The 13,068-nt window shown below is 74.2% G+C and carries 15 protein-coding genes; 12 read left to right on the top strand and 3 right to left on the bottom strand.

Features of this window, described 5'->3' with window-relative positions:
* Window positions 1-22 precede the first annotated feature (22 nt).
* The 4 genes from aroA to QWY29_RS15200 are packed head-to-tail and all read left to right on the top strand — an operon-like array spanning window position 23 to window position 4,001.
* Window positions 23-1,333 (top strand): 3-phosphoshikimate 1-carboxyvinyltransferase, encoded by a 1,311-nt coding sequence (aroA, locus tag QWY29_RS15215; protein ID WP_300961865.1) that lies wholly within the window; start codon window positions 23-25, stop codon window positions 1,331-1,333.
* On the top strand, window positions 1,334-2,326 hold the full coding sequence (gene rsgA, locus QWY29_RS15210) for a ribosome small subunit-dependent GTPase A (RefSeq protein ID WP_300961864.1): 993 nt from the start codon (window positions 1,334-1,336) through the stop codon (window positions 2,324-2,326).
* A gap of 44 nt (window positions 2,327-2,370) precedes the next feature.
* Window positions 2,371-3,048, top strand: a complete 678-nt coding sequence (locus tag QWY29_RS15205) for an RDD family protein (RefSeq protein ID WP_300961863.1) — start codon at window positions 2,371-2,373, stop codon at window positions 3,046-3,048.
* A gap of 53 nt (window positions 3,049-3,101) precedes the next feature.
* Complete coding sequence (locus QWY29_RS15200) at window positions 3,102-4,001, top strand: GTP-binding protein LepA (protein ID WP_300961862.1); 900 nt, start codon at window positions 3,102-3,104, stop codon at window positions 3,999-4,001.
* A 118-nt stretch (window positions 4,002-4,119) separates the two neighbouring features.
* Here QWY29_RS15200 and QWY29_RS15195 read toward each other — a convergent pair whose 3' ends face one another.
* A complete protein-coding gene (locus QWY29_RS15195) occupies window positions 4,120-4,569 on the bottom strand; it encodes a DUF2231 domain-containing protein (protein ID WP_300961861.1) in 450 nt (149 codons plus the stop codon).
* A gap of 55 nt (window positions 4,570-4,624) precedes the next feature.
* Here QWY29_RS15195 and QWY29_RS15190 point away from each other — a divergent pair, with 55 nt between their 5' ends.
* The 6 genes from QWY29_RS15190 (at window position 4,625) to QWY29_RS15165 (ending at window position 9,078) form a co-directional block, all read left to right on the top strand.
* A complete protein-coding gene (locus tag QWY29_RS15190) occupies window positions 4,625-5,536 on the top strand; it encodes an inositol monophosphatase family protein (protein ID WP_300961860.1) in 912 nt (303 codons plus the stop codon).
* Between the two features lie 96 nt (window positions 5,537-5,632).
* Entirely contained in the window at window positions 5,633-6,064 is a 432-nt protein-coding gene (locus tag QWY29_RS15185; protein WP_300961859.1) for a CBS domain-containing protein, read from the top strand.
* A 55-nt stretch (window positions 6,065-6,119) separates the two neighbouring features.
* Window positions 6,120-6,989, top strand: a complete 870-nt coding sequence (locus QWY29_RS15180) for a DICT sensory domain-containing protein (RefSeq protein ID WP_300961858.1) — start codon at window positions 6,120-6,122, stop codon at window positions 6,987-6,989.
* 16 nt (window positions 6,990-7,005) lie between these two features.
* The gene (locus QWY29_RS15175) at window positions 7,006-8,307 is read left to right on the top strand and encodes an NAD(P)/FAD-dependent oxidoreductase (protein WP_300961857.1); all 1,302 of its coding nucleotides are present in this window, start codon (window positions 7,006-7,008) and stop codon (window positions 8,305-8,307) included.
* On the top strand, window positions 8,291-8,704 hold the full coding sequence (locus tag QWY29_RS15170; protein ID WP_300961856.1) for a hypothetical protein: 414 nt from the start codon (window positions 8,291-8,293) through the stop codon (window positions 8,702-8,704). The genes QWY29_RS15175 and QWY29_RS15170 overlap by 17 nt, the downstream gene beginning before the upstream one ends.
* A gap of 5 nt (window positions 8,705-8,709) precedes the next feature.
* Window positions 8,710-9,078 (top strand): FKBP-type peptidyl-prolyl cis-trans isomerase, encoded by a 369-nt coding sequence (locus tag QWY29_RS15165; protein WP_300961855.1) that lies wholly within the window; start codon window positions 8,710-8,712, stop codon window positions 9,076-9,078.
* 77 nt (window positions 9,079-9,155) lie between these two features.
* On the opposite strand, the gene QWY29_RS15160 is transcribed toward QWY29_RS15165, so the two are convergent.
* Both QWY29_RS15160 and QWY29_RS15155 read right to left on the bottom strand, forming a co-directional pair.
* Window positions 9,156-9,389: an RNA-binding S4 domain-containing protein gene (locus QWY29_RS15160; RefSeq protein ID WP_300962043.1), complete on the bottom strand. Its 234-nt coding sequence runs from the start codon at window positions 9,387-9,389 to the stop codon at window positions 9,156-9,158.
* A 65-nt stretch (window positions 9,390-9,454) separates the two neighbouring features.
* Window positions 9,455-10,732, bottom strand: coding sequence for a DUF445 domain-containing protein (locus tag QWY29_RS15155; RefSeq protein WP_300961854.1), 1,278 nt, complete (start codon window positions 10,730-10,732; stop codon window positions 9,455-9,457).
* A gap of 44 nt (window positions 10,733-10,776) precedes the next feature.
* Between QWY29_RS15155 and QWY29_RS15150 the strand changes: the two genes are divergently transcribed.
* Window positions 10,777-11,175: an FAD synthase family protein gene (locus QWY29_RS15150; RefSeq protein ID WP_300961853.1), complete on the top strand. Its 399-nt coding sequence runs from the start codon at window positions 10,777-10,779 to the stop codon at window positions 11,173-11,175.
* Window positions 11,176-11,297: 122 nt separating this feature from the next.
* The gene (locus QWY29_RS15145) at window positions 11,298-12,926 is read left to right on the top strand and encodes an MXAN_6640 family putative metalloprotease (protein ID WP_300961852.1); all 1,629 of its coding nucleotides are present in this window, start codon (window positions 11,298-11,300) and stop codon (window positions 12,924-12,926) included.
* The last annotated feature ends 142 nt before the right edge of the window (window positions 12,927-13,068 follow it).

Here is a 13,068-nt window from a genome sequence, read left to right as displayed (position 1 = left end):
TCCGCTCGCTAGAGTGCGCCGCGTGACCGACCCCGACCGCCGAGGCCCCGCGCCCGCCGCCGAGGACCCCTGGCCCGCCCCGCGGGCCCGCGGCCCGGTCGAGGCGACGGTGACGCTCCCGGGCAGCAAGTCGCTGACCAACCGGGCGCTCGTGCTCGCCGCGGTCGCCGACGGCCCCTCGGTCGTACGCCGTGCCCTGCGGTCGCGCGACACCTCGCTGATGGCGGCGGCGCTGACCTCGCTCGGCGCCGTGGTCGACACCTCCGGGGACGACTGGCGGGTGACGCCCCTCGACGCGGCCGCCCCTGCCGGCGACGTGGCCGTCGACTGCGGCCTGGCCGGCACCGTCATGCGGTTCGTGCCGCCGGTGGCGGGCCTGGCGACCGGCGCGGTCTCCTTCGACGGCGACCCGCACATGCGCAAGCGGCCGGTCGGCGAGGTGCTGGGCGCGCTGCGCACGCTCGGCATCGACGTCACCGGCGACGCGCTGCCATTCACCGTCCGCGGCACCGGCTCGGTGGCCGGCGGGACGGTCGTGGTGGACGCCTCGCAGTCCTCGCAGTTCATCTCGGCGCTGCTGCTCGCCGGCGCCCGCTACGAGCGCGGTGTCGACGTGCGCCACGACGGCCAGCCGGTCCCCTCCCTGCCCCACATCGACATGACGGTCGCGATGCTCCGCCAGCACGGCGTCGTGGTCGACGACGCCGACGCGAACCGCTGGTCGGTCGCGCCCGGCCCCGTCCGCGCCGTCGACCACCTCATCGAGCCCGACCTGTCCAACGCAGCGCCGTTCCTGGCCCTCGCGGCCGTCTCCGGCGGCACCGTCACCGTGCGCGACTGGCCGGCCGCCACAACCCAGGCCGGCGACGCGCTCCGCGGGATCCTCGCCGCGATGGGGTGCATGGTCACCCGCACCGACGCCGGCCTCACCGTGACCGGCCCCGACGAGCTGCAGGGCGTCGACCTCGACCTGCACGACGTCGGCGAGCTCGCTCCCGCCGTCGCCGCCCTCTGCGCGCTGGCCACCACCCCCTCGCACCTGCGCGGCATCGCCCACATCCGCGGGCACGAGACCGACCGGCTCGCGGCGCTGGCCACCGAGCTCGGACGGCTCGGCGCCGACGTCACCGAGCACCCCGACGGCCTCGAGCTGCGGCCCGCGCCCCTGCACGGCGGTGTCTGGAGCACCTATGCCGACCACCGGATGGCCCACGCCGGCGTGGTCGTCGGCGCGGCGGTCGACGGCGTGCTCGTCGAGGACGTCGCGACGACCGGCAAGACCTTCCCCGACTTCGCCGGGTCCTGGGCCGCGCTGCTGGACCGGGACGTGTAGATGTCGGGCCGCTACTCCACGCACGACCAGGAGCACTACGAGCGTCCCCGGCGCCACACCCGCCCGCGCACCAAGGACCGACCCTCCTACGACGACGCGGTCGACGGCGTCGTCGTGACCGTCGACCGCGGACGGTTCACCCTGCTCGTCGACGGCGGCATCGTCATGGCGATGAAGGCGCGCCCGCTGGGCCGCAAGGGCGTCGTCGTGGGCGACCGGGTCCGCGTCGTCGGGGACACCTCCGGTGCCGACGGGTCGCTGGCACGCATCGTCGAGGTGCGCGAGCGCGAGACCGTGCTGCGGCGCACCGCCGACGACGACGACCCCGTCGAGCGGGTGATCGTCAGCAACGCCTCCCAGCTGGTGGTGGTCACCGCCCTGGCCGACCCCGAGCCCCGCCCGCGCCTGATCGACCGCGCCCTCGTCGCGGCGTACGACTCCGGCATGCAGCCGCTGCTGTGCCTGACCAAGGCCGACCTGGCCGACCCGGAGACGCTGCTGGTGACCTACCGGTCCCTGGGCGTGCCGTGGGTGGTCACCCAGCGCGGCGGCGACCTGGCCGAGGTCCGCGAGCGGCTCGAGGGACGCACCAGCGTGCTCGTCGGGCACAGCGGCGTCGGCAAGTCCACGCTGGTCAACGGGCTGGTGCCGAGCGCCCACCGCGAGGTCGGTCACGTCAACGCCGTGACCGGCCGCGGGCGGCACACCTCCACGTCGGCGTACATGCTCGCGCTCCCCGGCGAGCGCGGCGGCTGGATCATCGACACCCCCGGGATCCGGTCGTTCGGGCTGGCCCACGTGCAGCCCGAGCACCTCATCGGTGCCTTCCCCGACCTCGACGAGATGACCGAGGACTGCCCGCGCGGCTGCACCCACGGCGGCGACGAGCCCGAGTGCGGCCTCGACGTGGCCGTCGAGGAGGGCCAGGCCGACCCCGAGCGGGTCTCGTCGTTCCGCCGGCTGCTGGCCGCGCGGAGTGGTCCGGACTACTAGACAACGGTTGTTTGCAGGTCCCGGGTGGGGGTAGGCAGCCGCCCGTGAGCGACCCCTACGGCCAGCAGCCCCCCTCCGGCAACGACCCCTACGGTCAGCAGCCCCCGACCCACCAGCCCTACGGGCAGCCGGCGCAGCCGGCGTACGGCCAGCAGCCCTACGGCCAGCCCGGCCAGCCCGGTTACGGCCAGTCCGGCTACGGCCAGCCCGGTCAGCAGCCGCCGTGGGGCGCCCCCGTGGCGCCGTACGCGTCGTGGGGCCGCCGCGTCGGCGCCTACCTCGTCGACGGGATCATCCCGGCCGTCGTGTACGCCGTCGGCGCGATCATCCTCGTCGCGACCGGCGAGACCGTCCGGCGCACGACGACCGACCCGTTCGGCGGCGGCACCCGCATCGAGGAGGTCACCGAGCCCTCGGGCCTGGGCCTCGGCATCGCCGCTGTCTTCTACCTGGCCGCCCTCGCGTTCGTGATCTGGAACCAGTGGATCCGCCAGGGCCGCACCGGCTACTCCCTGGGCAAGCAGGCCCTCGGCATCAAGCTCGTCAAGGACGGCACCGACCTGCCGCCGGGCGTCGGGCTCAACATCGGCCGGTCCTTCGCGCACATCCTCGACGCGCTGCCGTGCTACCTCGGCTTCCTCTGGCCGCTCTTCGACGCCAAGAACCGCACGTTCGCCGACATGATCTGCACGACCACCGTCATCGCGCGGCCGAAGGTCTGACCTCAGCGGGACCCGCACCCATCCGAGGGCGGGCACGGCGCCGAACACGGGCCGTGCCCGCCCTCTCCCTCCTCCGGACCGCCCGCCGGTCCGAGCCCTGGTCCGAGCCCCGGCTCGTGGCCCACGTCGACCGCCTCGCCGAGGAGCACCCGCCGATCGACCTGGCGACCTGCGACTTCACCGTCCGTCGCCCCGACGAGGTGGTCGCCCGGTTCGCGCCGGCGCTGGACTACATGGCCCGCGCCGAGCTGGAGGTCGAGCGCAACACCCTCGAGCTGGGCGTGCTCCTCCCCCACGCGCCCGACGTCGACCGGTACTTCTACCGCGAGGTCTGGCAGCCGCAGGAGTCCCAGCACGGTCTCGCGCTCGACGAGCTGCAGGTGCGGCTCGGGCTGCCGCCGGCCCAGACCGACCTGACGACGCTGTCGCCGAAGATCCGCGCCGTCGGAGCGCTCGCCCAGGTCGGCGCGCTGCAGGACGTCGTGCGGATGCTCTACTACCTGACCGGCATGACCACCGAGCGCTCCGCGCTGCTGGCCTACCACCGCCTGCACGACGGGCTGGTCGACATGGGCGAGACCGCCGTCGCCGACACGATCATCACCCCGATCCGGCGCCAGGAGCCGGGGCACTTCGCCTTCTACCAGCTCTCCGCGCGCGGCCTCTGGTCCCGGCTGGCGGAGTGGCAGCGGTGGCTGGTGCGCCGGATGCGGGCGGTCTCGTTCGCCCCGGTGGCGGCCGGCGACGACAGCCGCAAGGCCGACGTCGGTGACATGATGGTGGCGCTGGGCATCGGCACGCCCGAGTCCGCCGACGAGTTCGTGCAGACGGTCGCCCGCACCGAGGCCGAGCTGCTCGGCGCGGCCGACGCGGGGCTCGCCGTGCCGCCGTACATCGTGCGGTCCTTCCGCGAGTGCCTCGAGCTGGCTCGCCAGCGGGCGGCACTCGCCTGAGGGTCCCCGGCCCGGCCTCGTGCTGCTGAGCGTGCGGCCGGGCGCTCGCTCAGCAGCACGAGGCGGGGTCGAGGCGGGGTCGAGGCGGGGTTAAGGCGGGGTCGAGGTGGACCCCGCGTCAGCCCTCGACGCCGTACCAGGCGACCTGGGCCCCCGCGTCGCCGGTCAGCACGGCGTAGACGAGCGTCGCGACGCCGGTGACCGCGAGCAGGGCGGCGAGCACCCAGCGCACGGCTCCGGCGCGGCGGTGCAGCGCGGCCGCGGCGACGGCCACCACGGCGAACGCCGCCACGACGAGCCGGAAGACCTCGGCCCGCGACTCGTGGGTCTCGATCAGTTCGAGCAGCGGGCCGCCGTACTGGTTGGCCTCGGTGAGCTGCTCGCCGGAGAAGTAGGCGACCCACACGGCGACCGCGGCCGGCACGGCGAGGACCACCATCGGCCAGCGGACCCAGTCGCGCCAGCGCGGGACGGCGGCGTGGGCGAGGCCGAACAGGGCCGAGACGGGGCCCAGCACGACGGCGGCGTGGACCACGAGCGCGTGCAGCGGGAGGCCGTTGATCTCCATGGGTTGAATGTTGCACCACACCACCCGGCCGTTGCTGAACGTAGCCTGTGCTTCCGTGGCCACCCCGCACCCCGACTTCACCGACGACCTGCGCCTCGCGCACGTGCTCGCCGACGACGCCGACTCGCTGACCATGGCGCGGTTCAAGGCGCTCGACCTGCACGTCATGAGCAAGCCGGACCTGACCCCCGTGACCGACGCCGACCAGGCCGTGGAGGAGGGGATCCGGCGGACGCTGTCGCGCGTGCGGTCCCGCGACGCGGTCACCGGCGAGGAGCAGGGCTCGACCGGCCACAGCCAGCGGCGGTGGATCGTCGACCCGATCGACGGCACCAAGAACTTCGTCCGCGGCGTGCCGGTCTGGGCCACCCTGATCTCGCTGGTCGTCGACGACGAGGTCGTGGTGGGCGTGGTGTCCGCCCCGCAGCTGCAGCGTCGCTGGTGGGCCTCCACCGGTGGCGGCGCGTGGACCGGACGGTCGCTGCTCAAGGCGACGCCCTGCCGGGTCTCCGACGTACGCCGCCTGGAGGACGCGTCGCTGTCCTACTCCTCCCTGTCGGGCTGGGACGAGCGCGGCCGGCTCGAGGACCTGCTCTCGCTGATGCGGCGCGTGTGGCGCACCCGCGCCTACGGCGACTTCTGGTCCTACATGCTCCTCGCGGAGGGCGCGGTCGACATCGCGGCCGAGCCGGAGCTCGAGGTCTACGACATGGCGGCCCTCGACGTGATCGTGCGGGAGGCCGGCGGCCGGTTCACCTCGCTCGACGGCGTCGACGGCCCCTTCGGCGGCAACGCGCTGGCCTCCAACGGCCACCTGCACGACGCTGCGATGTCGTTCCTCGGCGCGCTGCCCGACCTCGGCGGCGACCCCGACGACCCGGACTGGCCCCGGACCGGGCCCGGCTCGGTCTCCGACCTCCGCTCGCGGCGACGGCCGGGCGTGCCGGGCGACCTGCCGCTGGACTGAGCACTCCCTCCCCAGGACGCGGGACGTCGGGCGCGAGGGGCTGGACAGGGCGGCCGTCGTGAGTACCGTCGAGGGACACGTCCCCCGGAGGTCGGCATGCACATCAGCGAGGTCCTCGACGCCAAGCCGCGCACGGACGTGGTGACGATCCGTCCCGACGCGGGGGTGCGCGAGCTCGTCGCGGCGCTGGCCGAGCACAACGTGGGAGCCCTGGTCGTCAGCGGCGACGGCACCTCGCTCGACGGCATCGTCAGCGAGCGCGACGTCGTGCGACACCTGCACACCGACGGCACGGTCGCCGACGCGACCGTGGGCACGATCATGACCACCGAGGTGGAAACCTGCACCCCCGAGACCGGGCTCGACGAGCTGATGCGCACGATGACCGACCGGCGGATCCGGCACGTCCCGGTCGTGGCGCACGGGCGGCTGGTGGGGATCGTCAGCATCGGCGACGTCGTCAAGCACAAGATCGGCCAGCTCCAGTTCGAGCGCGACCAGCTCGACAGCTACGTGCACCAGACTTGACCCCGGCATGTCTGTAGAGGTTTGCACTTCACCTGTTGAGGTAACTTCCACAGACATGAACAACGTGTCGAGCTCCACCGCGGGACTGACGATCGGCGACCTGGCGGAGCGCACCGGGGTCGCCCCGGCGACGCTGCGGATGTGGGAGACCCGGCACGGGTTCCCCGAGCCCGCCCGGCGGGACTCCGGCCACCGGCGGTACGCCGAGTCCGACGTCGAGGCCGTCCGCGAGGTCGTGCGCCGCCGTGACGAGGGCGTCCGGCTCGACCGTGCGATCACCCTGGCCGTGGAGCAGGCGAGGGCGGCCGCGGCCCCCGCGCCGGATTCGGTCTTCGCCGAGCTGCGCCGCCGCCACCCGCACCTGCAGCCGCAGCGGCTCACCAAGGCGACGCTGCTCGCGCTGTCGTGGGCGATCGAGGACGAGTTCTGCGCCCGAGCCGAGCGGGCGACGATCTTCGGCTCGTTCCAAGACGAGCGGTTCTACGCCCCGGCCGCACGGCGCTGGGAGGAGCTGGCCCGGGTCTCGCGCGCGGCCTTCGCGCTCGCCGCCGGCGGGCCGGACCCGCGGGCCGCCCGCGTCCACCACGTGCCGCTGGCCGAGGACTCCCCGCTCCGCCGGGAGTGGACGGTCGTGTGCGACTCCCCCGACCTGCCGGCCGTGCTGGCCGCCTGGGAGCTGCCGGGCCAGGAGGACGTGCCCGACCGCGAGCGCATCTTCGAGGCCGTGTGGGGCGTCGACCCGCGAGCCGTGCGCGACGCGGCCCGGGTCTGCGCCCGGATCGCCGCCGATGCCGGTGTCGACGCGGCGCGACCGGTGCTCTTCGAGCTCGCCGACGACCCCCGCCCGCGACCGGTCGACCTCGCGACGGTCTCCACCCTCTTCAACCGGGTGGTCGCCTACGTCGACCGCTTCGGCCGCGGCTGAGGACGGCGGACCAGCCGTGCGTGCGGGTGCCGAGGCCGACGTCGTCGTCGTGGGGGCCGGGCTGGCCGGCCTGCGCTGCGCCCGGGTGCTCGTCGACGCCGGGCTCGACGTGGTCGTGCTCGAGGCGACCGGCCGGGTCGGCGGCCGGGTGCGCACCGACGAGGTCGACGGGTTCCTCGTCGACCACGGCTTCCAGCTGCTGAACCCCGCCTACCCGGCCGTCCAGCGCTGGGTCGACACCGACGCCCTGGCCCTGCAGCCCTTCCCCGCGGGCGTCGTCGCCCGCACCGAGGACGGCGCCGAGCTGCTCGCCGACCCGCTCCGCGAGCTGGGGCTCACCGGCCGCACCGCCCGCTCGGTCGCCGTGCGGCCCCGCGAGGTGCTCGGGCTGCTCCGCTGGGCCCGCCCGCTGGTCGGGCGCACCCAGGGCCTCGCCGACCGGGTGACCCCGCGCCGCGGCGACATCACCCTCCGCGACTCCCTGGACCGGGCCGGCTCCCACGGGCTGCTGCGCACCGTGCTCGAGCGGTTCCTCGCCGGCGTGCTCCTCGACGCCACCGGCACCACTGCTGACGCCTACGCGCTGCTGCTCGCCCGCACCTTCGCCGGCGGCACCCCCGCCCTGCCCGCCGACGGCATGCGCGCCCTGCCCGCCCAGCTCGCGGCCGGGCTCGGCGACCGTGTCCGCCTGCGCACCCCCGTCGAAGGCATCGACACCAGCGGGCCCGACCCGGTGCTGCTCACCGCCGCCGGCACCACCCGCGCCCGCAACGTCGTCGTCGCCACCGACGGCCTCACCGCCCACCGCCTCGCTGGCACCCCCACCCCGGCACCCCGGGGCGTGGTCACCCAGTGGTGGTCGGTCGACGACCTCGGGGGACGCCACGACCGGCAGGCGCCCGGCGTGCTCGCCGTCGACGCCCGCCACCGCTCGGCCGGCCCGGTGGTCAACACCGCCGTCGTCTCGTCCGCCGCGCCGACGTACGCCCCGGAGGGCAGGCACCTCGTCCAGGCCTCCGCGCTGCTCCGCCGCGGCACCACCGTGCCGTCCGAGGGCCGGATGCGCCGGCACGCGGCCGACCTGCTCGGCATCGGCGACACCGGCTGGACCGAGGTGGCCCGGCACGAGCTTCCGCACGCGCTGCCCGCGCAGCCGGTGCCGTTCACCGCCCGCCGGCCGGTGGTCGTCCGGCCCGGCCTGCTCGTGTGCGGCGACCACCGCGACACCGCGTCGATCCAGGGCGCGCTCGTCAGCGGCCAGCGCGCCGCCCGGGCCGTGCTCGCGAGCCGGGACCGCGCCGGTGCCGACCACGCCTGAGGTGCTCCTGCTGGGCGCCACCGCCCTGCACGCCGGCTTCCAGCTGACCGTGACGACGCTGGTCTACCCCCGCCTCGCCGACACCTCGCCCGCCGACTGGCACCGCGTCCACGGGCGGCACAGCCGCGCGATCACGCCCCTGGTCGCCGTCGTGTACGCCGCCGTGCTGGCCGCCTGCGCGTGGGCGCTGCTCGACCCCGGGCCGGCGGTCGTGCTGGCCGCGGCCGCGAGCGCGGTCGCCCTCGGCACGACCGCCGCGCTGGCCGCTCCCCTGCACGGCCGGCTCGCCGACGGGCCGGACCCGCGCCTGCTGGCCCGCCTGCTCGCTGCCGACCGGGTGCGCGCGGTGGCCGCGGCCGCCGCCGTGCCGGCCGCCCTCGTGGCCGCCGTAGGGTGATCGCCATGGACAAGCCCGAGATCGACTTCCCCGACTTCGACCCGCCCACCGACCTGCAGGTCACCGACATCACCGTCGGCGACGGCCCCGAGGCGGCCGCCGGCAACACCGTCGAGGTGCACTACGTGGGCGTCGCGCACTCCACCGGCGAGGAGTTCGACGCGTCGTACAACCGTGGCGAGCCGCTGCGCTTCCGCCTCGGCATCGGCCAGGTCATCTCCGGGTGGGACACCGGCGTGCAGGGCATGAAGGTCGGCGGCCGCCGACAGCTGGTCATCCCGCCGCACCTGGGCTACGGCGACCGCGGCGCCGGTGGCGTCATCAAGCCCGGCGAGACGCTGATCTTCGTCGTCGACCTGCTCGGCGTCAGCTGAGCTCGGTGCGGTGGACAGGTTCACCGGTCAACCGGTGAACCTGTCCACGCGGCCGGCTGGCAGCCGGCGCACCCGACTCACCAGGGCAGGTCGTCCGTGGAGTCCTCGTCGGACACCCGGGCGGCCTGCCCTCGCAGCACCACCACGTCGCCGACGCGCAGCTGGCGCCCCCGACGGGTCTCGACCTCGCCGTTGACCTGCACCAGCCCGTCGGCGATGACCGGCTTGGCCTCGGCCCCGGTCTCCACCAGGTTCGCCAGCTTGAGGAACTGGCCGAGCCGGATCACCTCGTCGCGGATCGCGACGTCCATCGGCTCGGGGGCCGCGGGCTCGGCGGGCCCGTCCTGGCTCTGGGTCTTCCTCCACGGCAGTCGCATCAGTGGATCATGACCGAGATCGCGTGGATCAGCACACCGACGAGGCCGCCGACGATCGTGCCGTTGATCCGGATGAACTGCAGGTCGCGGCCGACGTGCAGCTCGATGCGGCGGGCGGCCTCCTTGCCGTCCCACCGCTCGATGGTCGAGGTGATCACCGTGGTCACCTCGGCGCCGTAGCGCTCGACCGCGAAGACCGTCGCGTCCGCGGCCAGGCCGTCCAGCTTGGCGCGCAGCTCGGCGTCGGTGAGCAGCCGCTCGGCGAACGCGTGCGCCTCGGCCAGCAGCCGCTGGCGCACCGCGCCCTCGGGGTCGCGCAGCGAGCCGGTGAGCCCGCGGCGCAGCGCGTTCCACAGCGACACGCTCGAGGCGATGACCTGCGAGTGGTCCAGCAGCCGGTCCTTGAGCCGCTCGGTGCGCTCCTGGGTGGCCGGGTCCTCCAGCAGGTCGGTGGCCAGCTGCTCGAGCATCGAGTCCAGCGCCCGGCGGGCGTGGTGGTGCGGGTCGTCGCGGATGTCGGCGACCCAGCGGACCAGCTCGAGGTGGACCCGCGCGGTGACCCGCTCGTTGACGCTCGGCGGCGACCACCACGGCGCGCGCTCGCCGAGGATCTCGGTGACGGTGTCGGGGTTGTCGACCAGCCAGTCGTGCATCTCGGTGAGCGCGAGGTCGACCAGCCCGTGGTGCAGGTCGTCGCGGAGCGTCTCGCTGAGCAGGCTGCCCAGCAGCGGCGAGATCGGCTCCTCGTGGAAGCGCGGCACGAGGGCGTCACGGATCAGGCTCTCGACGTGGTCGTCGCGGACCTTGCCCAGCGCGATCACCGCGACGTCGCTGACCTCGTCGACGACCCGGCGCGCGTGGTCGGGCTCCCCGAGCCAGCGGCCGACCCGCATCGAGATCGTCGCCGCGGCGACCCGCTCGCGGATGATGTCCTCCTGCAGGAAGTTCTCCCCGACGAACTCCTCCAGCCCCTTGCCGAGCTCGTCCTTGCGCTTGGGGATCAGCGCCGTGTGCGGCACCGGCAGGCCGAGCGGGTGGCGGAAGAGGGCGGTCACCGCGAACCAGTCGGCGATCGCGCCCACCATCGACGCCTCGGCGCCGGCGTTGACGAAGCCGAGCACGCCGTCGTGGCCCAGCGTGGCGGCGTACACCACGGCAGCCAGCACCAGCAGGCCCACCGCGATCGTGCGCATGCGGCGCAGGCCCGTGCGCCGCAGCTCGTCGGCCTCGGGGTCGGCGGTGATCAACGGGACGGTGGTCGATCCGGAGGTGCTCATCACCGACATCCTGACCGACGCCCCCGCATGGCAGGATCACCCGCATGTCACGCACGGTCATCACCTTCGGCACGTTCGACGTGTTCCACGTCGGCCACCTGCGGGTGATCGAGCGCGCCGCCGCCCTCGGTGACCGCCTGGTCGTCGGTGTCTCGGCCGACGAGCTGAACCTGCGCAAGAAGGGCCGCGAGCCGGTCTTCAGCCAGGCCGAGCGGCTCGCGATCGTCGCGGCGCTGAAGCCGGTCGACGAGGTCTTCGTCGAGGAGAGCCTCGAGCTCAAGCGGCACTACATCAGCGAGCACCGCGCCGACGTCCTGGTCATGGGCGACGACTGGGCCGGCCGCTTCGACGAGATGAAGGACCTCTGCGAGGTCGTCTACCTTCCGCGCACGCCCGCGATCTCGACGACCGCCCTGATCGAGAAGATCTCGGCGACGTCCTGAGCGCTGCTGTCCCGCGTCCTGACCGGCGTCCTGTTTCTCGTCCCGCCCCGCGTCCTGTTTCGGGTCGCCCCGCCCGGGCACGCTGGTGCTCGTCCCCCTACCCGGAGAGAGGCTCCCTCCACATGCGTCGTTCCCTCGCGGCTGTCCTGGTCGCACTCAGCACCGGTCTCGCGGTGCTGCCCGCCACCGCGACCTCCTCGGCCGAGCCGGGGTCCCCGGCTGCGACCACCTCGGCGGCCACTGCGGCCTCGGCGGCCTCGGCCCTCCCTGGGGCCGACGCAGAGGTGACCTCCCTCGAGGCGGCGCGCCGGACGCTGCGGGAGGCTACCCAGGTGCTGACCGGCGAGGCTGTCCCCGCCGCGGCCCGCCGCTCGACCGCCGCGGCCGGTGCCCCCGCCGCCGGGCGGCCCGACGCCACGCTGCTGCTGCGCGACCTGCTCGTCGCCCTGCCCGTGCTCCCCGCCGCCGAGCAGGCCCAGGCGCAGGCCCTCCTCGCCCGCCCGACCGACGGCGGCCGCGACCCCTACGGCGACGGCTACGCGGTGAAGAGCAGGAAGAAGTGCTCGAGCCACTTCTGCCTCCACTACGTCACCAGCACCGGGGACCAGCCCTCGTCGACCGCCTGGGCGAAGAAGAACCTCAAGGTGCTGAACAAGGTGTGGCGCAAGGAGGTCAAGCAGATGGGCTACCGCGCGCCGGTCAAGGACGGCGGCCGCGGCGGCAACGGCAAGTTCGACGTCTACCTCAAGGAGCTCGGCAGCAAGGGCCTCTACGGCTACTGCGCGCCGGAGTACCGCAAGAAGGGCACGAAGTTCGTCGCCTCGGGCTACTGCGTGCTCGACAACGACTTCGCGCAGGCGCAGTACGGCGCCCCGCCGATCAAGAGCCTCAAGGTCACCGCGGCGCACGAGTTCTTCCACGCCGTGCAGTTCGCCTACGACTTCAACGAGGACCGCTGGCTCATGGAGTCCACGGCCACCTGGATGGAGGAGCGGGTCGCCGACGGCGCCGACGACAACCGGCAGTACCTCGGCTCCGGCCAGGTCAAGATGCCGGTCTCCTCGCTCGACGTGTTCCAGCCCAACGGCTTCGCGCAGTACGGCAACTGGCCGTTCTGGGAGTACCTCTCCGGCCGCTTCGGCAACGGCATCGTCAAGGCGGTCTGGAACAAGGCGGGCGCCTTCAAGGGCGCGCCGAACATGTACTCCGCCAAGGCCCTGCGGAAGACGATCGGCAAGCGCGGCGGCGGCCTGCCGTCCGTCTTCGCCGCGTACGCCGCGTCGAACACCAACCCGGCCCGCTTCTACCCCGAGGGCGCTGCCTGGCCGAAGGCCGGCTTCACCAAGCGGGTCACCCTCACCTCGGCCTCGCGCAAGAGCTCGGCCTCGGTGCGGATCAACCACCTCGCCTCGCGCAACATCGGGGTCCGGCCCGGCGCCGGCCTCGGCGGCAAGAAGTGGGGCCTGCGGATCACCGTCGACGCCCCCGGCCGCGCCTCCGGGCCCGCCGTGCACGTGCTGGTCCGCAACAAGAAGGGCGCCTGGACGCGCAAGACGGTGCCGCTGAACAAGAAGGGCTACGGCCGCAAGACCGTCTCCTTCGGCTACCGCAAGATCAGCGGTGTCACCATCACCCTCGCCAACGCCTCCACCCGCTACCGCTGCAACCGCGGCACGAACCTCTCCTGCCGCGGCACGTCGCTCGACCAGGGCAAGAAGTTCAAGGTCAAGCTCAAGGCCGTCAAGCGCTGAGCGGTCCCGTCCGCCGGCCGGGGTTGCGGCCGGCGGGCGGGTGGGTCAGGGGCGGCGGGCGCCGAGCAGCGTGCCGCCGAGGAGCCCGTCGAGGGTGTCGGTGAGGCCGTCGGTGGTGCCCTGGACGGCGCCGGTGACGGGC

Origin of the sequence: Nocardioides abyssi (genome assembly GCF_030412915.1) — a bacterium.
Lineage (GTDB): Bacteria > Actinomycetota > Actinomycetes > Propionibacteriales > Nocardioidaceae > Nocardioides > Nocardioides abyssi.
Note: the sequence above shows the minus strand (reverse complement) of the source record. Positions and strands in the feature narration are given on the sequence as shown.